Raw genomic sequence first — 18,066 nt, forward strand, 5'->3', positions numbered from 1 at the left:
TCCTCGAAGAAGGCTCTGCTGGTTTCCGCTCGCCGGAACTTTGCAATGGGACGTAGGTTAGGGCGCTTGACGCCGATGCTTTGAAGGGTCTCGATGATGACCGGCGCAGCACCGTTTGGGCGAAGCCCGGCTGAGGCGCGGGGCGATATCGATGCCGGGCGCGAAGGGGGTCAAGAGCCCGGGAATTAGCGAGACCATAGACGGCATCCGTTCGAACGTCGTTCTGCGCCGCATTGTGAGCGCCTGGAGCGCGGCGATATCACGGCGCCATTGCCGCCATGAACCTCGACGAGGCCGCTTTCCGGCCGCTGCAAGGTGCAATCCGGCAGACCTTCAATGACGGTGCCGCCACGGTTGAGCAGAGCCGGCGCTTCGCGATCCGAGCGGGTTTCAGGTGGTACTGCGCTGGGATGCGCGGAACGTAGCGGCGAGACCTGGCTCCGCGACCATTCGGCGCAACTGGTCACCAACATCGTTGCCGATCAGCAAATTGCGATCCGTGCCGCTCGGACAGAAAGTCAGGTTCAATCAGCCCCGCCGTCGAAAGGTGGGGGGCTTTTTGCATTTTGAACACGACGGGCCTGTTCATCGGGGATGTGAAGCTTGCAATTGGGGTTAGATCAGCCTGCTTGCTTAACCGCCTGAAAACGCGCCCGAGCCGCGATGAGCTGCATGGTCTCATCGGTCATGCCACTCTGGAAAAGCCGGACAAGGTCGGCTGCGAGCTTCTCAGCCGCTGGTAAGCCGGGCTCGACATGCCCTTCCTCGCATATCTGGATGAAAACGGATTTCAGGGCTTCCAAGTCGGTCGGGTAAAGGGCTGAGTCAATGTTCATGCGATCAATCATGTGGGCCTCCTCAGCTGGCGACAGGTGAACAACAGGCGGACAATGACTCCGCTGCCCAAGGAGTCATTTAAAAATGACAATGCGCCGCGCAACATATGGGTTTGCGACTGCGGCGGTGAAACTTCGCCGAGCCCTCCAGCGTTACTGCGTCTCTGTTCAACACAAGGGGCATCATGGTCAATCCGGGGACGAGCACGCTTCTTCTCATTCTGGCGGCTATCGTGCCGGTCGCGACGGCGGCAATTGTCGGCAACCTCGCAACCATTCCCAATGTACCCACATAGTACGCCCACCTGACCAAACCCTCTTTCAACCCACCGAATTGGGTATTCGCCCCGGTGTGGACGACGCTGTACCTGATGATGGCCTATGCTTTCTATCGCGTGCTGAAAGCTAACCCCGACTGGATCAGCTTTGCGGCGGCGATCTTTCTAATTCAGATCACGCTCAACGGCCTGGTCGTGGGTGTTCTTTTCGTTCCACAGCCCGCGAGGTGGCTCGTGGTCATCACGCTTCTCTGGCTTGCGATCGTCCTGACCGTGCTGGCGTTCTGGCGGATCGATCCGACGGCCTCGATGCTACTTTGGCCATACCTGTTGTGGGTCAGCTTCGCGGCAGCATTGAATTGGGAAATCGATCGACTCAACTGACGATATCTGGAATGTGCGACGACCACCTTGCACTGAGGAGGGCCCTGGGGTGGTTTCTTGAAGTTCAGGCCCTAGTACCCGGTGACCTCGGAGCGCGACTGATTGTGCCACTCGAGTAAGGCATCCTGATCGTCGTCATCGGCATCGGGTGCCTCGTAGGCGACGCACATCAGCCCGAAGGCATCTGCGGCATGGCTCGACCAGTCGTGCTCTGATCCTAGTCCGACATTGCGGCCTCGTCATACTTTTCGTGATACCAACCGAGTGCGTCGATGCCGGCGGCGCAGTCGACGGCGTTGAACCAGACTGAGGGGAACAGCCGTCGGCCGGCCTCCCTCCTTTTCAGGGCGGCGCCCTTGCCCTGGTAGGAATGGTCTGCACGAAGAAGCCGGTTGCGCGAATATGGTCCTCGAAGCGTCGGCCTGTGATCATGTCGGCTTGCGCCCCATCGTGCGGAAGGACTCAAAGGGCGCTGCCATAGCCATTGACGCGCAGCCATTCAAGATGAGCGGCGAGTGGCTGCCGAACTGCTTCGTAGTAGTCGAGCACTCGGACCTCGCGGCCTACGAGCTGGGCGATCCAGATCGCCGTCGCGTCACGCAGGCCAATGTCCCAGAAAGCCCGGTAAGGCAGCAGCGGATCCGCCGCTACGCGGCCGAGTTCTCCGCGACGGCGAGCCTCAGCAGGCGAACGGGCATAGTATGCGCCCGCCACCACCGAGACGTAGTCGCCCTCCCAGATGTGTTCGTATTGGTCAGGGTTGGCGCGCAACCGGCGCGCTCCTGTTCGAGTTCGACCGGGAACCAGGGATTGTCCGACCAATTGGCACAAACCACTTCGGCGCATGTTGGGAGCTGGCCGCTGCGCAACGATAATCTCCTTCCAGCCCATGCGGGTCTTGGCCCAGAAGATCGCGGCGCGGATCATCTGGAGAATGGCACCGGTCAGAAGCACATGGATCAGCTTCCGAATGTCGTCGAGCACATGTGGCCAATGTGGCGCACGCCGACGAACGGCTCGGAGAACAGCATGCGCGGTCAGGGCTGACGCCGGAGACGGCGCAGCGTCGGATCGAGGGAGGGCACACACTGAACCTACAAGACCAGGTGGCCTTATGGTCGACGCCGCGCGCGACGGACGGCGAGAAGGGCGGGCCGAACCAAAGTTTTCGCAACAACACGGGTCTGCCGCTGCCTTCACAGGCGCATCAATGGGCGACACTGCGGGCGAGAGATCACATGCCACCTCACTCGCCGGGGCGGATCGCGGCCATGAGAGCCGAAGGTCACGGCATGCGAAACCTCAACGACGAGGCCGTGATGTGGGCGACGCCGAGGCCATCGAGGGCGAAAAGGGCGGCCAGTGGCAGAATGCCAACAAGGAGAAGACGAAACAGACGCTGACGTTGACGGGGCAGGCGCAGGCTATCTAAACGCTTGCACGCATCATGCGCCGGCACGGGGAAGGGCACTTACGGCTCGTGCTGTCCACCTTGGCCGAAACCGACAACAACAAAGGCCAGCTCGACGAGGTGCCGTTTTGGGCGGCCTCCGACATGGTGAGAGCCTGCCCTGAGATGGTCGAGCGCCGCGCCGGCGACTGGCTGACGATGTGGGATGTTTGCCCGGTCGGCGAGCTGCAGTTGATTGGCCAGGATCTGCGCGGCGTCGTGCCGTTGCGCTTCGCCCTCGGCGGAATGATCTATGAGCGAGTGGTGCGCGCGTTTGGACCCAGGGCAAGCCAGCCCGATCTATTCGATGACAGGAGGCGGGCTTGAATATCGGTGAAATCGCGGAGCGCTTCATTCGGGCGGCCGAGATCGAGCGCGCCAGCCATGAGCATGTCGGTCCGGCGGCGCTTCGTGCGCAACTCCTTCCGTACGTTCATACTTACACAGACAAGCTCGGTTGGCGCAAGGAGGTCGGCGACAAGCTCGACCCGAAGGCCGACCCGCTGGCCGAAGAGCGCACGGCGTTCTGGGACCGCATCGTCACCATGCCTTCGGCCCAAGAGCTCAGCGAGCACGAGGTGCTGCACGAATGGCTGCTCGCCGTCGGCAATGAGAAGGAACGTCGTGCGCTCCTCGCCTGGGCCAGATCGCAGGTTGGCGGCAAGTCATTCCGGAGCTGGTGCTTTAAGGTGGAGGGCATTCATCCGAACACCGGGCGCGATAGAAAGAACCGGGCTTTGCAGCAAATCGCGGCCATTCTCGCCCGCAGGACATCCCAAAATAGCGAAAGCGCCGAAATCAGGCTGTTGCATCACACCCATGAAATCAGGGATGTTCGGCTACGATCACGGAAGATGCGGGCGAACGGGACTGCCTCAATTCGTGGATCGCACATGGGAGCATGATGACTTCTCTTGGGCTGCCAAGCGCAATGAGCGCCGGCGTCAGCTAGAGGCCAGGCGGCGGAAGGAAGCTGCATGAGTTCCGTTCTAACAGGTCCGGTCACTTCATTCGAACCTGTGCCACGCTGTCTCTGTAGTCCTCCTTCGGGTCGCCCATCCCCAGGAAAAGTTTCACCCCGGCAACGATGCTGGATGCATCTTTCCAGATTTCGGCGTCCGCAGGATCGAACCTGAGCAAGCACAGCTTCGGATCTTCCTTGCCTCCTTCGAACCAGGCGGCGACGAAGCGGTTCCACAACCGGTCGACGACTGCCGGATCATTGTCGATCCTCAGTGTGCCTTCGACGGTAGCGAACAGGTCGTGTCCCCTAGCGGAGTAGACCAGTGTCGCTTCCTTTGCGGATGCAACGGCCTCGGCCAAGTCGGTGTCCTTCGCTGTGAAGAAGTAAATAACGTTGCGGTCACCATCGAACTGCGCTGTCATCGGTCGAGGGTGGACGCCCGGGACGCCGATCATTGCCGTCATGTCGGAACGGATCGAATCCCAAAACTTGCTTTTGAATTCCTGATCGTTGTCGGGCATGGCTTCTCTCCTGTGAGAACGCAAAACGCCGCGTGTCTGCCGTGGTTCCAAGCGCGTACCGGCGATAAGCGGAGTTCCGCCCGCCCCAGATCGAGACGGCTCGAGGACGAACTTGGGCAGGCCAACAAAAAAGAGGGTGCCATTGACGAGCACCCGAAATGCGGCCCCAATCGGATCACATCGTTCGTACGGGGATTCGCATGAACCGATTTCTCTTCGTGATCGCCGACTTTCTATCCCGACCGCCCGGCTTCTATGTGCTAATCGCCGCGATGATAGCCTGCACTGCGATGGTTCCGTTCGGGCTCACAAACGTAATCACCTATGCGCTCTCAGTGGCTGCGATAGTGATTACCGGCGTCGTGCTGATCCAGGGCTATCGCGACACTGCTGCCATCCATGCGAAGCTCGATGAGATCATTGTTGCATTGAAGGAAGCGAGGAACAATGTCGTCGGGCTGGAGCACGCCGAGCCTGAGGAGATCAGGGCCCATTTGGCGCGGCTTGAATTGGAAGCCGCGGCGGCTGATCAAGAAGCTGAGCACGAGGGAGTCGCTGGCAGCGATACACTGGACGGAATTCAACGTGGTTTGTCCAAGGCCTCGCCGGCGGCTGCCAAGCGCAACGAGGTGCGCCGGCAGCGGCGAGCGCAGAAGCGCTGAGATCAGAGCGAAAGGTTAGCCCGGCCCCGATCAGGATGCTTGCAGCACTTCCTCGACTTGTGGCGTCACGGGTGCAGAATTAATGACGAAGGTGTTCGAGGTCAGGTCGCTAGTAGATCGGATGATGATGCCCTCCTCTCTTAGTCGGGTAAACGTCGCCCTCGCGATGCGCAGGGGCTTGCCTTTGGCATCTGCGGCGGTGACTTTGTTCGACCAGGGAACGTGGGTGATGGTGTCAACGCGCTTGAGAAAGCGCTTTTCCTTCTCAGTCAACTCGATCACGCCCATTCCTCCATATCACTGGCAGCGTTTAGTTGGCCCGGTAACGCCGACGATGCGACTCCGTTCCAAGGACCAACGGCACCAAACCATGGGGCAGCGGGAAGCGCAGAAGCGGGAAGGCGGCTTAGTTGTAACCGTTATTTTTCCTTTCTCAGCACCTCCGCCAAAATGCCGACGGACCGGTTGTCGGCAGTGGGGTCTAGTTCTTCTCCGATGGCATTATTGCTGAGTGCTGGGCGGTACCGCGGCAAAGCGTTTGTTGGTGAGTACTTATCCATACGTCGGATTTGTTCCCGGCGTCGGAGATCGAACGTCTCAAGAGGGCAAAGGGGTCATACGCATATTCTGGGCAATACCAGCAGAGGCCGACGCCTCGCTCCGGCGGCATGTTCCAGCGCGGCGATTTCCAGGTCGTCGATTTTGTTCTTCGACATAATGTCAGTCCGTCGCATCTTCTTCGACGGCAAACGTCTAGAAGCGCCAATAAGATGCAGGTGCAGACCTGCACTCACAAATGATTATCCGCCAGCTGCAGAAACTCCGCGCCATCGTCGCTCGCTCGGAAGCCGGCTTGCGCCAGGTGGAGGTCTTCCTAAAGGGCTGCTTTCCGGAATACGATTTTCTCGCCAATGGGGGAGGCGACGTCGTCCGAGGGCGATTACTAGGTCCTGCTGCTTTGCGGGGTGGCGGCGATGAGCCTGGCACGCTGCGCGTGCTCGATCACCCCTGACGAATCGGTGGGAATGGGCATCGCTACGGCGCTGAAGGGTTTCTGCCCCGGGCAGCCGCCGGCGCAGAACTAGAGGGACGGTCGCGTCGCCGGGCTTTCTTTGGGCCCCGCCATCAAAGACGAGGAACGCGACGGCTTTTTCGCTCGTTGATTCCTTATGCCCTCTACCTCGATTCGCAAAACGGAATGCGATCCCGAGCGCAAGGTCCTTTCGGTGTGGTTCGTCGCCAGCGGCAAGTGGGAGTTTGAAGAAGTATCGTCGGAGACCTTTGCGGCATTTAAGGCCGAATTCGCGAAGGACCGCTACTCAACAACCACATTCGCAACCATTTCCGAACCGCCTGGTTGCGAGCGAAAGCGACCCGGGATGATCTTACCTGTCGTGGCGAGATCGCGCTAAGTACGACCAGTCCTTGGGACCTCGTCCAGGAGATTTGGACCCTTACTCGCTGGCAACTGGCCGTCGGGAGTGAGCTTGTCCACTGCGTCGGGGAGTTCTCTTGTGAGCCGGTCGAGAAGCTCGTCATGGGACAATCCGGTTTGCTCGGCCAGATCGTCCAACGTTTGCGGGTCGATTGCTTTTTCAACCTGCTCGCGCTGAACGGGCCGGTTTGATCCCTTACTTACCCACGAATCAACCTGGTCGCCCGCACCTGCATTCCTGAGGCGGTCCAGGATGTCGCCGAGGCCGCCGGGGGAGCCAGCGCTAGCGTTGGGATCTGTCGATTTCCTGCCAGCGATCAACTCGCCGATCTTGTCCCTGTTCTTGTAGGCAAGCAGGCCGAGCAACGCTATGGCGACCTTTCCTATGTCAAGGCTCATTTCGCATCTCCTTCTATCGAAAAGGGACAAGGCATGCGGCTTTGAAAGGTTCCATGGGTCGGGTCTCCCACCGGAATTCCGGGCTAGCCTCGCACCTGTTGTATTAGCATCTGCGGAAGTTTCGGCCTCTTCGCGGGTTGGTGTTTTGTACTCCGGCCAGACAACAAATTGCGGTCGCTGTCGGTCACACTTGGCCCGTCGGCTTCGGTCGGCGGGCTTTTTGTTGTCTTGGGTGGAACAGCCGCCTGCGACGATGGTTCGATCAGTAGCACTATCCGCCCAGATCGGGCCTCGCATAGGAGAGCGCCGCTTGGCCAGTTGGACACAAAGAGATGAGAGAGAGCAGCGCACGTCAGATGCTGCACGGTCATTAATCGCTGTTGAGCGCGCGGCCCGAGACGCAAAGACGGCTCGGCTCCGGGAGCAGCGGCTGAGGGCTGAAAACTCCTTGGAAACACGCGATGGAACAGCTTCGCAGTGAAATGGCGGCGTTGGCGGATCTGGCTTTTGGGTGGCGCTTGTATTGCTTTTCTTGCTAGCGAGTCCCCCGGCTCTGCAGTAGCCTTTCTTCCACCGTCGGTTGGTGGACGCGTTGCAGCTGATGCGCCTACGGTCACTGACCGCGCGCAACCGGGCAAGCACAGCCCCCGCATCCCCCCTGCCTGGTGCAAGTCGCCTGATCGGGTCCCGCCGTCCTGGCATGTGCGGCGGGACTGCTGCAACACCGACCGGCGCGACGGTTCATATTAGCGCAGCAAGTCCCTCCTCATATGAATAGCTGCCACATCAATCGGCCCCCGTCTTCTCCCGGCGGGCTATTCGACATTGACGCGGTGAGCGAAACCCCTGGTCAAATTCGTACATTAGAAATCTGGAACATAAGTAGGGCAGAAAGCATTGTTGGCGCCATGCACAAGAACCGTGGCGACAATCTTCCTGAATGGCTTCCGGGCGAACTGCCCGAGGATCCAGTGATCCGAACGGATATCGCGACAAGGATTTCGAGAGGTACCGACGGCAAAAATGGGCCGGACGACACGGTGGTCACGAAAGCCAGGCTGGATCGCAATCTGTTTGAGGAACAGGACGAAGCTGACGCCGCCTTCGATCGAGAACCATCTGTGGTTCCGTTGCTCCTGGTCCTTTATGTGCTCTCGATGTTGCTGCTGGTAGGGTACGCGCTCGCTCGTTCCTATCTTCTCTGACGCCCGCTCACCTCAGTGCGCCATCTCAATTTCGAGTCTGATCTTGGCGCGTAGCAAAACCTCGCCCGTCTCGGTGCGAACGATCATCGCAAAGTCCTGGGCAGAACCATCTGCCTTGTCTTTCACGATCGCGGCCAAGGCCTTTGCTGCCTCGATCCTGGCAGCTTCCACGTCAGGAAGATCGGAACCTTGATCGTCCGAATATAGGTCGTTGGCAGCCCGACCAGGTTTGGCAGTTGATCAAGACCTACGGCAACGACCGCGCTCGCCTGACAGAAGCTGCAAAATCGCTTCGTCTCAGCTGATCCGGAAACGATGCACCAATGCAATGCCGCGATATTTCTTCGACTTCGCGGACGTTTTGCTCGGCGAAGTATTCTACCTCATAGTCTTCGTCCGCCGATACGGGGTTGCGGTCTCGGAAATCCCGCTTGCTCCTGTCGTCAGCCATTCTGGCCCTCCTTCGGATTCGGATCAACAGCAACGCCGGGAAGCAGCTTTCGTTGCCACACCCCTGTGGAATCACGTTCCGTTCACTCTGGCTATATAGCTTTGTATCTAGTTTTGACTGGGTGCGTAAAATTGTAAGTACCGGCGGCAGCCGCCTCGAGTTCATTCCGCCGATGGGGCCCAAGCTGGTCTCAAAGCCGCCCGAGGGTGAGCACTGGATTCACGAGATCAAGCTCGACGGCTGTCGAACGCAGATCGTCATCAACAGCCCCGACGATATCCGCGCCTTTACCAAAGGTGGTGCGGACTGGACGAGTAAATACCCCGGCCTCGTCGAAGCCGCGCGCGAGCTCGATGTTAAGAACGCGATCTTTGAGGGTGAGGCAGTGGTCACGAATGCGGCCGGCCTGCCGGACTTCGACGCGCTACAGAGGGCCGTCCACAGCGACCCCTACGCCATGATCCTCGGCGCCTTCGACATCATGCATCTCGACGGCCACGATCTGCGCCACATCGGCTGCAAGGCGCGCCGCGAGATCCTGTTCGGTATCATCAAGTCGAACAGCAGGATCCAGTTCAGCGACTCGCTGCCTGGTGATCCCAAGGCGATCTTCTATCTCGCCGACCAGGCCGGCCTCGAGGGGATCGTCTCCAAGCGCGCCGACAGCCCATATCGCAGCGGCCCGACTTCGAACTGGCTGAAGACCAAGAGCTTCACGGTCCAAGACTACGAGCTGCTCGGCGTTGAGCGGGAACCTGGCAAGGCGGCATTCGCCTTGCTGGCGCAGCCTGGGACCGGGAAATATGTCGGGTCAGCGTTCATCAGCTTGGGTCGGGACATGAAGGAACGGCTGTGGAAGCGCGTCCAGGACCATGCCGGCCCGCCTCCGGAGGGCGTTAAGAAGCGACCGGCGACGCAGTGGGTCAAGCCTGGCGTGAAGTTGCGGATCAAGCACCTTCGTGGTGAGCACAAATATATACGCCACGCTTCTCTGCTGGGCTTCGGCGAGGAGGGCTAGACTAGGCTAGTCTAGGATACATCGTCGAGCAGGGTCGACTTATCCAAGCCTTGTGTGGCTCAGGCGGCCATTCACCATTCGGCGTCATCTCGTTGACTGTCTCGGGTAGATCCCGCGCAATCCTTCTGATTAGCTCCTCGCGCGAAAGGCCCGTGTGCATCAAAATGGACGTGAGTGTACCTTCGTCCATTGCCGCTTCGACGTCCCTTGGCTCGATTGGTTGGTTTGGCCCGCTGCCAACCCACGAGTCGACCTTCGATCCTGCCCCCACCTCCCTGAAGCGGTCGAGGATCTCACCAAGGTCAGCCCTCGACACGCCATTCGTTATCTGAGCCAGAATTCTGCGTTGCGGGTCGTTTGGGTTAAGATACCCTGCTCCCGGAAACAATTCACAGAGCTTGTCGCGATTTTGGTATGCCAGAACGCCAAGCATGGCGATCGCCAATCTTCCCAGATTTGCCATTCGGTCTCCTCCACGGTTTTGGCCCATGAGCGAATCGAAGCCAAGTCTTGGCGAATGCCGACGCGTGTGGGCTGGTCGGCTCGTCGGCGGAGAGGACGCGTCCTTGGGGGTACTCGTTTTCCATCGGACGTCTTCTCCTGACGCCGAACTTCGGGGCGCTTGGCCGCAGTCGCCCTGCGCCGATCGAACGCCCTAACCGGCGCCTCTCGGGTTTGTTCCGCTTGTCAGAGTTTGTCGGCGACGATGGGGCCGCGCGATCGGACGGGTAACTCTACCGGCTCGAGAGGTAAAGTTTGCGCAACTTGACCATATTCAGAACGACGGCGGCTCGGCTAATCTCAGGCATCTTGGACTGCCGCCGGCTCGCGCACAAATTTCAATTTCGGCGGGACGGCGAACACCCTGAACCGCTCAGCCAGGCTGTCAAGAGCGTGACGCATGCCCACTCCCGCAGCAGCCGCACCGTGTCCACTGATGACTATCTGCGGGTTCAGGGCAGCCAAGTGCTTCACGGATCTTTCCGCCGCATCCCAGTCCGGCGTGAAGTAGCGCGGCGGACCGTGCATCTCGAGACCCTGGACGGCGACCTCATAGACTGACTCCTGACCGGTGGTGATGAAAGCGTCTCCTACGATCAGCGAACGGTCCTCCTCGCGCCAGAGCGAGATATGTCCAGGGGCGTGCCCGGGAGTGTGTAACCATCGCCATCTGGGCATTCCGGGGATCGATCCGTCGGCAGGTAAGAGTTCCAAACGGTTGCCAAGATCAATTGGCCCGCGTGGAAAAAGCGGCGAAAGCAGCGCCATCAGTCCACCCCCGACCCAGGGATCGGGTGGCGGATAGGATGCGGTTCCGTCCAAATAGGGGCGCTCCAGTGGATGCGCGAAGACAGGCACGTCCCATTTATTTGCGAGGTCTAGAACCGTTCCCACATGGTCGAAATGGCCGTGGGTCAGGATGATCGCGGCCGGCCGTGCGTTCGTGCCAAACCGCCTTTCCGCGACCGCAAGAATCCTGCTGCGGGACGTCGGCAACCCCGTATCGATCAGCACCCAGTTCCGATCTCCGCTGCCCGGTGCGCCGAAGAACACGACATTGACGATTGCTAGCCGCAAATAACCCAAGTCCGGTGCGATGCTCCAAGCGCCGTCGCCACGATTCTCGCGCCTGGCGTGGTCGATCTCGGAAAGTCGAATTTGAACGGTCATGTGATCCCGTGCCTCTTTTGTTGCCGCCGATCGGCGGCGGTGGTACATCGCCCCGAACTTGGCACGGCCCTCCTTGTTCCTCGTTCGCCACCCAGCTCCGGACAGTCCATCAACGGAACAAAGGCTCGACCAATCGGTTCGGCATCACTCGGCCATGCAAGGACGAGCTGGACTGAGCAACGAAGATGGCGCGCGCCCGATTGAATGCGGTATTTCGCCAACGCACGCGGCGGGCCTGCGGGCGGCACTGCTGGTACGGCTGCGCGACGATCACGATTCAAATCCGCCGCAGGAACCCCCACCCAGGATTGGGTTCCGAATCGCGATCATTGCGGCGGAGCGGTTCGGTCTCGCCGCTGCGTTGCCCTCAAGCGCAGAGGTTCCTCAACTGATGCTCGGCTGGCGGCAACTTGCTCGCCAGCCGAGTTGAGCGCAGCCGCTGGTCCCGGGAGGCTAGCCAGCCACACGCTGGTGATTCTAACCTGAGCCGATGTGCCATCAACAATCCTGGTCGGTCTTTTTCACCTGACCCGGCGCGGCCGTCGTGGCTGTCGTGTCCTGCTGACCAGGCGCCGCCTGCTGAGCGCTGCCAGTCTGCTGGCCGGGCGCGCAGTCTCTGGCCGAGTTCTGAGTCGTGGTGCCGCTGGTGGTGGTCGTGTCGGTGCCCTGATCGCCGGACATGTTGGTCCCGCTGCTCGTCGTGCCGGTGCCCTGATCCGTCGTGCTGGGCATGGTTGTCGTGCTCGAGGTTCCGCTCGTTGAGGTTCCGCTCGAAGTTCCGCTCGTCGTCTGGGCAAAGGAAAGCCCGGCCGACACCGCCAGCACGGCCGAAGCCAAAAGGATGCGTTTCATCTTCTTTCTCCTGTCTGAATGCGCGGGATGCGCTGGCACATCCAACAGGCAGACAGAAAGACTGTTCCCCGAAGAAGCTCAATTTTTGTAACTCTGGTCGACGGGCTCTATTGCGCCGGGAACACGGATCAGTTCGTCGCTCATTGCTAGTTTCTCTGCCCAGATTTGGTTGAAAAGATTCCACAGCCGATCTTGACGATCAAGGAAAATGTTCCTTCTCTGTTCTCATGGCGCATGATCCGATCGACACACTGGGCAAGGCGACCCGGCACAATATGCTCGTCAAGGCTGAATGCAGCTGCGGCAACGTCCGCTACTGCCGTTCCGCTGACCTGATGATGGTCTATGGCGGCGGGGTCGATCCGTTAAAGCTGAAATTCGATTGCAGCCGCTGCAAGCCGACGGTGAAGATTACGCTGCTCGAAGTGCATCCGGAGCACCTGCCGAAGCGGCTGATGATCCACAAGCCAATGAAGATCGACGGCAAGATCCATTGGATCACCGAACGGTTCCGGGGATGAGTGCGGCAAAAGGCTGGACAGTTCAGGGGCTAATAGACGAGCGCATGGAGATCCATGTGTATTGCTACAATCCACAATGCCACCACAATCAGCCGCTCGATCTCGGAAAGCTGAAGGCTAAGCTCGGCCCTAAGGCGCCAGCAATGGCGGATGATCTGATTCCCAAGCTCAAGTGCGCAAAGTGCAGTGGCAAGCGTGTCGGGTTGACCTATACGCCCGACACCGCGCCGCCTGCCTACCGGGCAAGATCGTAGAGCCGGCAGCTGGGCCGTAGCCGAATTTCTTCAGGCCGGCGAGGGCGATGACGCGCCAACATTTTTGCAGGCGAGCGTTCGCAATAGGCCGAAAATCAATAAGTCGTGCAGTTCACGGTGCTGCCGAAGCGGTTACAAGTCGTTGTTTTCGGCTGACTGTTTTGCATGTTGATGAAGGCCGCATTCGCCTTGGCAGATGCCCTGCCGCGAGACGAAATGGATTCGTTTTGGATGCATTGGGCCATGGCTGGGGTCCCTGGCTCAAAGCCGTATGTGACGCATCGGTTCCGGAAGTAGGTTACCTGCTCCGCCTGTGGTGTGGTGGCAAACCAAGCCGGTGAGCCAGGCATTCCAACCCCGGAACCGGAGCAGCCGCTCAAAAGGATAATCGCTGCCCCCGCCGCCGCGAAGGTGTGGTGTTTGCGCAATGTGATATCCCCCTACTCACACTGAACGTCAAAAGCTTCGCCCTCGCAAGGCGCGATTGACGATAGCAGGAGGAAGTTGCTTGGACCCGACTCGCTAAACGCGCGGTTTGGTCTTCGGTTGAGGGGTGCTTTCTGACGGATTTGCAGCCAATATTGCAGATCGCCGATCTCTGAGCCAAAGAGACTTTTTTCTTGCTTCCAGCTCGTCAGGATCGGCTCCAGCAGTCGCTCGGTTATGCATAGCAGCAATGGCAAAGTCGGCTCTGTTCGTTCGATAGTCTTCCTTTTGCACGGCCATTGTTTTCTCCCTGATCGCGGCCCCTCTTTGCCCTGGCGGGAGATTAGCTGCCGGTGAATTGCGCGAGTCAAATCAAAATAAGCACTCCGCAGTCGCGCCTACATTTCGTTGTTTTCAATGATGCCGGCCATCGACCTGCTGGAGGCACCGGCCGCTTACGAGCCCGATGAAGACGAGGAAGATGATCCGAATATCCTGATGGCTCAAGGGCAGGCCATTTTCGTCTGTGATGGAAGGGTCGGCGAGATCTGAGGGCGCTTATCCAAATTTTCGGCCGCTGATCGGTGATGCTGTCCGCTTGCCTGGGTAACGCCCAGCGTGGAATTAGGGTATTTGCTGCCTACAAGCTGTCTGGCCCGGCCTTCGGCAGTTGGCGATTTGCGCGTGAGCGGGGTACACCTGACCACCAGTTGTCCTGTACGAGTAACATATTCCAGGCAGGCTTAATTTGGGGTGTCTGGGATACAAGCATTGACCTGGGACTGAAGCACTTAGTTCAGCCTCGGCACGATCTCGGTAGTATGACCATCAATGAGATTTGGGCGTCTCTCTTCGGCTTTTGTAAGAGAAATCCGACAAACGGGTTATGCAAGGGATAATAGAGATCATGGACAGGATGAAGCGAGAAGCGCCGTGAGGGAGCGGTTCGTTACCGGATTCTCAAAACGGACTGGCACACCTGATTGAATCGGATGCTCAGAACAGCGTCGGAACAGCATGCTACTCGTTAGAGTGGGTGAGCGCCTCAGGCCACCCATTTTTTTCACTCGCTATCGGGCAAGGTGGCGAGTGCCGGTGCATGCCGGCCAGCTCCTGAGGGCGTCAAGAAGCGAGCTGCGACGCAGTGCCGGCCTGCTTGGTGAAGTCATGGCGACGCGCGCGAACATGTGCCAGCAAATTCACTTCATTGACGACCCCGGATTGAAAGAGAGACAGTGTGGTCGACGCGAGAATCTGGCTGTCTATCGAGGTGCTGTAAGATTTGGCGTCGGCGGCTATCTGGTCGACAACCCGCTGGCAGATCGCTCGATCTTTAGGTCTAAGGAACTGACTTTTCGGTGCTCGTGGCATCTCGACGCCTTTAAAGGGGAAGTTACTGTGTCCCCCACGCGACGGATGCGTGGGCCTCCGCGAATGGACCCTAAACGCATTCAGACAGATAATTGCCATTCGTTTGAGTGGTGCCGATGTAACGAAGCGAGCATGGAATCGAGAGCGGATTCGGTAGCAAGTGGGGCCAGATCAGGCCCTCTGCCGAGTTTAGAACATCTCAAAACTTTACGGGCTCTCTTTCTGAGCGTCCGGTTTAACTGCTGCGCACGAAGTTCTGCCTTCGGAGCCGGCGGCTTCATCGGCTTCGCGGTCTGCCCCGTTCACTATCGATCATGGCTTGGCCAAAACATTTGGCGCGGTCGTACGTTTCCCGGCCCGGTCCCGCTACTGCCCTTTCCGCCGAATCCTCGGCAGGCTTTTGAACCTTTTGAGTGTTCGGCTCAGGGGGCTTACTGAAATTTTCCGACCCGGTGGCAGGCTCGATGGGCTCGCTCGATCCAAGTGATCAACCTTTAAGAAATTTCGAGGGTGGCCTCCCCGGTTTCAGCAGGGTCAGATAGTCTTCATAGGTGTATCGGCCGTCGGCCCACGCGTCGTAAAAACGATGACAATAGGTTCTGGCGTATTTGTCCACTCCGACGCCCATCAGTTTTGCCATGCTGCGTTTCACCTCGACGGGCTGTGCCTGCTGCCGAGGTTATGCATTGGGAAATGGCGTAGTGTTTCGTCGCTGGGTCATGGAGCGTTTCCCGCGATCAAGCGCTTCTGCGGTCGTGGTAACCGCCACCACTTGACCAAGCTAATCCAGTTGCGCCAAACCCAACCGTCCCGAAACTAGGTGGACGATGAACGGGTCGCAGCGGTACTGTTCCGGATCCCGACGATGATGGAGCCCAGTCACGCAGAATGCCCGCGGCAATTCAACATAGCCGAGCCGCAACCGGCCCATTCCGAGGTGACGCGCCATTAGGTCCTCGAAAGGGCCAAGGCGCAGCCCTGGGAATCTGTCGACTTCAAAAGCCCAGGCCCGAGCGAGCCAAACCGGGAGGCGATCCCTTCCGCGGATCGACAACGACTTCGTCATTCTCTAGCGTCTTTGGGTAATATTTTTCAGATGGCGCGGCAGATCAGGCGCGGTTAACATGCGGCGTTGCTTGGGAGAGTGTCGTGCGTACGAGACGTTTCACGAAGCCGATCGTCGTTCAAACCGGCCGGATCGATCGCGACAGGGTTGTCGTGTCGGTATCAGACGCAGCTGAAGTGCTGCTGAAGGATTGGCCGAAACCGGCCTCCAAGACCCGCGTTGCCGCGATCGAGGCCTGCCTCGCTGTTTTCCGTGGCGAAAAACCTCCTAGGGTCGCGCGCCAAGCGTTCATCGCTGCGGCCAAGGATGCAAGGATATTTCTTAGCGAACAAAATTAGAGTTCGCTTATGGCATTCCTTGCTCGTTCCCATAGGGGTTGAACCGGAGCTTTCCTCCCCTTCTGCGACATTCCCTACCCCGCTCGCCGCAATCGTTCCTCATTATGGTTGGGCTTCGGCGGCCTCGAGGCCGAGTTCGACGGGATCGGGGGACCGTCGTTGCGAAAATGTCGAGATAGTTTCGCCGTTTCGTGGGCGATGCTTGGCCGAGCGTTTCGACTTTCTGGGAAACCGTCTCCTTGAGGCTATTAAGGTGCGGACCCGTAAGTCGGATCTATCCCGATGTTCCCACATCTTTGGTCGCTGTCCCGGGGTAGACAGGGAAGTTTTGGAAACGAATGGACGTATGCTTTGACCTGTATGGCGTGGCGCGGTGTCTGGATAGTGAGCTCGCACGCCGGGTCAGACTTGGCAGCTCAGACGATGCAATCACGACGTCGTTAGGCAAGCCTTTAGATCGTGTCCCAGGGAGTGGTGTAGCTGACGGCATTGGTCGCCGTGCTCTCCGGCATGGGCCGGGCTGATCAGCGCGCCACGGCTGGCAAGCTGATCAGGGGATCATCGCTCATCTGGCTGATCGTTTCCAGAGTCATATATCTGGCGCGTTGCACGGCCCATTCATCGTTCTGTTCGAGCAGGATTGCGCCAACCAGGCGGACGATGGCGTCGTCGTTCGGGAAGATTCCGACGACCTCGGTGCGCCGCTTGATCTCGCCGTTGAGACGCTCGATCGGATTGGTCGAGTGCAGCTTGGCGCGATGTTCCTTCGGGAAGGTCATGTAGGCCAGCACGTCGGGCTCGGCGTCGTCCATGATTGTCGCCAGCTTCGGCACCTTCGGCCTGATCTGGTCGGCGACGGCGCGCCATTGCACGCTTGCGGCCTCGGGCGTCTCCTGGGCGAAGGCGGTGGCGATGAAAGCGGAGACGACCCTGCGGCCGCTCTTGCCGGCATGGGCCAGCACGTTCCTCATGAAGTGGACGCGGCAGCGCTGCCATGTCGCGCACAGCACCTTGGTGACGGCCGCCTTGATGCCTTCGTGGGCATCGGAGACGACGAGCTTGACGCCGCGCAGGCCGCGGCGGGTCAGCTTGCGCAGGAACTCCGTCCAGATCGGCTCGGCCTCCGAGGTGCCAATCTCCATGCCCAGCACATCGCGCCGGCCGTCCGCGTTGACGCCGACAGCGATGATGACGGCGACCGAGACGATGCGACCGCCGCGGCGCACCTTCAGGTAGGTGGCGTCGATCCACAGATAGGGCCAGTCGCCCTCGATGGGTCTTTCAAGGAACGCTTTGACCTTGCCGTCGATCTCCTCGCACAGCCGGCTGACCTGGCTCTTGGAGATGCCGCTCATGCCCATGGCCTTGACCAGGTCGTCAACCGATCGGGTCGAGATGCCTTGCACATAAGCTTCCTGGATGACGGCGGTCAGCGCCTTCTCGGCCATGCGGCGTGGTTCAAGGAACCCGGGGAAGTAAGAGCCCTTCCTGAGCTTGGGGATGCGCAGCTCGACGGTGCCGGCGCGCGTCTCCCAGTCGCGCTCGCGATAGCCGTTGCGCTGGGCCGTGCGCAACGGGTTCTTCTCGCCATAGGCGGCGCCGGTGGCGGCCCCAACCTCCATTTCCATCAGCCGCTCGGCGGCAAAGCCGATCATCTCGCGCAGGAGATCGGCATCCGGGGTCTTCTCCACGAGCGTGCGCAGGTTCATCATGTCGTCGGTCATCGGTGGTCCTTCCGAATTGGGTTGGCGTCAACAACCAAACCCTACCGGAAAGCGCCGATGACCACCGACATGCCGCTCACTCGCTACAGCGCGACTAACGGCGCGCTCGCGAGCGGCTTCGTAACCGCCGAGCTACACCACCTGTGGGGACACGACCAGCCTTTACTTGCTTACTGCAGTTCGCCATAGGGCATCTCGTTTCGGCACCTCCACATCGCGGACGCCGGCTGACGGCTAGCT

21 protein-coding genes and 2 pseudogenes are annotated in these 18,066 nt (G+C 59.6%); 11 read left to right on the plus strand and 12 right to left on the minus strand.

What is annotated here, in order from left to right; genetic code table 11:
- Positions 1-620: 620 nt before the first annotated feature.
- A complete protein-coding gene (locus RQ479_RS29850) occupies positions 621-848 on the minus strand; it encodes a hypothetical protein (protein WP_376703393.1) in 228 nt (75 codons plus the stop codon).
- Positions 849-1,186: 338 nt separating this feature from the next.
- Between RQ479_RS29850 and RQ479_RS29855 the strand changes: the two genes are divergently transcribed.
- Positions 1,187-1,498 (plus strand): TspO/MBR family protein, encoded by a 312-nt coding sequence (locus tag RQ479_RS29855; protein ID WP_376703394.1) that lies wholly within the window; start codon positions 1,187-1,189, stop codon positions 1,496-1,498.
- A 71-nt stretch (positions 1,499-1,569) separates the two neighbouring features.
- Here the strand turns inward: RQ479_RS29855 and RQ479_RS29860 are convergent.
- Positions 1,570-2,322 (minus strand): annotated as a pseudogene (locus tag RQ479_RS29860) (PBSX family phage terminase large subunit); the annotation flags it as partial.
- Between RQ479_RS29860 and RQ479_RS29865 the strand changes: the two are divergent.
- The 3 genes from RQ479_RS29865 to RQ479_RS29875 all read left to right on the plus strand — a co-directional run bounded on the left by RQ479_RS29865 (position 2,309) and on the right by RQ479_RS29875 (position 3,853).
- Positions 2,309-2,545 carry a hypothetical protein gene (locus RQ479_RS29865; protein ID WP_376706081.1) on the plus strand — a complete coding sequence of 79 codons (237 nt, stop codon included), beginning with the start codon at positions 2,309-2,311 and terminating at the stop codon, positions 2,543-2,545. The pseudogene RQ479_RS29860 and the gene RQ479_RS29865 overlap by 14 nt on opposite strands.
- Positions 2,546-2,978: 433 nt before the next feature.
- On the plus strand, positions 2,979-3,275 hold the full coding sequence (locus RQ479_RS29870; protein ID WP_376703395.1) for a hypothetical protein: 297 nt from the start codon (positions 2,979-2,981) through the stop codon (positions 3,273-3,275).
- Positions 3,272-3,853, plus strand: coding sequence for a hypothetical protein (locus tag RQ479_RS29875; RefSeq protein ID WP_376703396.1), 582 nt, complete (start codon positions 3,272-3,274; stop codon positions 3,851-3,853). Before RQ479_RS29870 ends, RQ479_RS29875 begins: the two co-directional genes overlap by 4 nt.
- A gap of 97 nt (positions 3,854-3,950) precedes the next feature.
- Here the strand turns inward: RQ479_RS29875 and RQ479_RS29880 are convergent, their stop codons facing one another.
- On the minus strand, positions 3,951-4,433 hold the full coding sequence (locus tag RQ479_RS29880) for a pyridoxamine 5'-phosphate oxidase family protein (RefSeq protein ID WP_376703397.1): 483 nt from the start codon (positions 4,431-4,433) through the stop codon (positions 3,951-3,953).
- 200 nt (positions 4,434-4,633) lie between these two features.
- Between RQ479_RS29880 and RQ479_RS29885 the strand changes: the two are divergent.
- Positions 4,634-4,954: pseudogene (locus RQ479_RS29885) on the plus strand (low affinity iron permease family protein); the annotation flags it as partial.
- Positions 4,955-5,125: 171 nt separating this feature from the next.
- On the opposite strand, the gene RQ479_RS29890 reads toward RQ479_RS29885, so the two are convergent.
- Both RQ479_RS29890 and RQ479_RS29895 read right to left on the minus strand, forming a co-directional pair.
- Positions 5,126-5,383, minus strand: a complete 258-nt coding sequence (locus RQ479_RS29890) for a hypothetical protein (RefSeq protein ID WP_376703398.1) — start codon at positions 5,381-5,383, stop codon at positions 5,126-5,128.
- Between the two features lie 1,120 nt (positions 5,384-6,503).
- The gene (locus RQ479_RS29895) at positions 6,504-6,929 is read right to left on the minus strand and encodes a YidB family protein (RefSeq protein ID WP_376703399.1); all 426 of its coding nucleotides are present in this window, start codon (positions 6,927-6,929) and stop codon (positions 6,504-6,506) included.
- Between the two features lie 833 nt (positions 6,930-7,762).
- Between RQ479_RS29895 and RQ479_RS29900 the strand changes: the two genes are divergently transcribed.
- Positions 7,763-8,134: a hypothetical protein gene (locus RQ479_RS29900; protein ID WP_376703400.1), complete on the plus strand. Its 372-nt coding sequence runs from the start codon at positions 7,763-7,765 to the stop codon at positions 8,132-8,134.
- Between the two features lie 12 nt (positions 8,135-8,146).
- On the opposite strand, the gene RQ479_RS29905 is transcribed toward RQ479_RS29900, so the two are convergent.
- A complete protein-coding gene (locus RQ479_RS29905) occupies positions 8,147-8,305 on the minus strand; it encodes a DUF6894 family protein (protein ID WP_376703401.1) in 159 nt (52 codons plus the stop codon).
- 260 nt (positions 8,306-8,565) lie between these two features.
- Between RQ479_RS29905 and RQ479_RS29910 the strand changes: the two genes are divergently transcribed.
- A complete protein-coding gene (locus RQ479_RS29910) occupies positions 8,566-9,603 on the plus strand; it encodes an ATP-dependent DNA ligase (protein WP_376703402.1) in 1,038 nt (345 codons plus the stop codon).
- A 1-nt stretch (position 9,604) separates the two neighbouring features.
- On the opposite strand, the gene RQ479_RS29915 is transcribed toward RQ479_RS29910, so the two are convergent.
- The 3 genes from RQ479_RS29915 to RQ479_RS29925 form a co-directional block, all read right to left on the minus strand.
- Entirely contained in the window at positions 9,605-10,066 is a 462-nt protein-coding gene (locus RQ479_RS29915; RefSeq protein ID WP_376703403.1) for a YidB family protein, read from the minus strand.
- 338 nt (positions 10,067-10,404) lie between these two features.
- Entirely contained in the window at positions 10,405-11,274 is an 870-nt protein-coding gene (locus RQ479_RS29920; protein WP_376703404.1) for an MBL fold metallo-hydrolase, read from the minus strand.
- A 498-nt stretch (positions 11,275-11,772) separates the two neighbouring features.
- Positions 11,773-12,126, minus strand: coding sequence for a hypothetical protein (locus RQ479_RS29925; protein ID WP_376703405.1), 354 nt, complete (start codon positions 12,124-12,126; stop codon positions 11,773-11,775).
- A 227-nt stretch (positions 12,127-12,353) separates the two neighbouring features.
- Here RQ479_RS29925 and RQ479_RS29930 point away from each other — a divergent pair, with 227 nt between their 5' ends.
- A complete protein-coding gene (locus RQ479_RS29930; protein WP_376703406.1) occupies positions 12,354-12,647 on the plus strand; it encodes a hypothetical protein in 294 nt (97 codons plus the stop codon).
- Positions 12,644-12,901 (plus strand): hypothetical protein, encoded by a 258-nt coding sequence (locus RQ479_RS29935; protein WP_376703407.1) that lies wholly within the window; start codon positions 12,644-12,646, stop codon positions 12,899-12,901. The genes RQ479_RS29930 and RQ479_RS29935 overlap by 4 nt, the downstream gene beginning before the upstream one ends.
- A 522-nt stretch (positions 12,902-13,423) precedes the next feature.
- Here the strand turns inward: RQ479_RS29935 and RQ479_RS29940 are convergent.
- The gene (locus RQ479_RS29940) at positions 13,424-13,627 is read right to left on the minus strand and encodes a hypothetical protein (protein ID WP_376703408.1); all 204 of its coding nucleotides are present in this window, start codon (positions 13,625-13,627) and stop codon (positions 13,424-13,426) included.
- A 117-nt stretch (positions 13,628-13,744) separates the two neighbouring features.
- Here RQ479_RS29940 and RQ479_RS29945 point away from each other — a divergent pair, with 117 nt between their 5' ends.
- Complete coding sequence (locus tag RQ479_RS29945; protein ID WP_376703409.1) at positions 13,745-13,879, plus strand: hypothetical protein; 135 nt, start codon at positions 13,745-13,747, stop codon at positions 13,877-13,879.
- A gap of 1,306 nt (positions 13,880-15,185) precedes the next feature.
- Here RQ479_RS29945 and RQ479_RS29950 read toward each other — a convergent pair.
- Entirely contained in the window at positions 15,186-15,338 is a 153-nt protein-coding gene (locus tag RQ479_RS29950) for a hypothetical protein (protein ID WP_353015409.1), read from the minus strand.
- Between the two features lie 578 nt (positions 15,339-15,916).
- Between RQ479_RS29950 and RQ479_RS29955 the strand changes: the two genes are divergently transcribed.
- Positions 15,917-16,102, plus strand: a complete 186-nt coding sequence (locus tag RQ479_RS29955; protein ID WP_376706044.1) for a DUF982 domain-containing protein — start codon at positions 15,917-15,919, stop codon at positions 16,100-16,102.
- A gap of 524 nt (positions 16,103-16,626) precedes the next feature.
- Here the strand turns inward: RQ479_RS29955 and RQ479_RS29960 are convergent.
- Positions 16,627-17,826: an IS256 family transposase gene (locus RQ479_RS29960; RefSeq protein WP_376703383.1), complete on the minus strand. Its 1,200-nt coding sequence runs from the start codon at positions 17,824-17,826 to the stop codon at positions 16,627-16,629.
- Positions 17,827-18,066 lie beyond the last annotated feature (240 nt).

Source organism: Mesorhizobium sp. ISC25, assembly GCF_042295465.1.
Classification (GTDB): Bacteria; Pseudomonadota; Alphaproteobacteria; order Rhizobiales; family Rhizobiaceae; genus Mesorhizobium.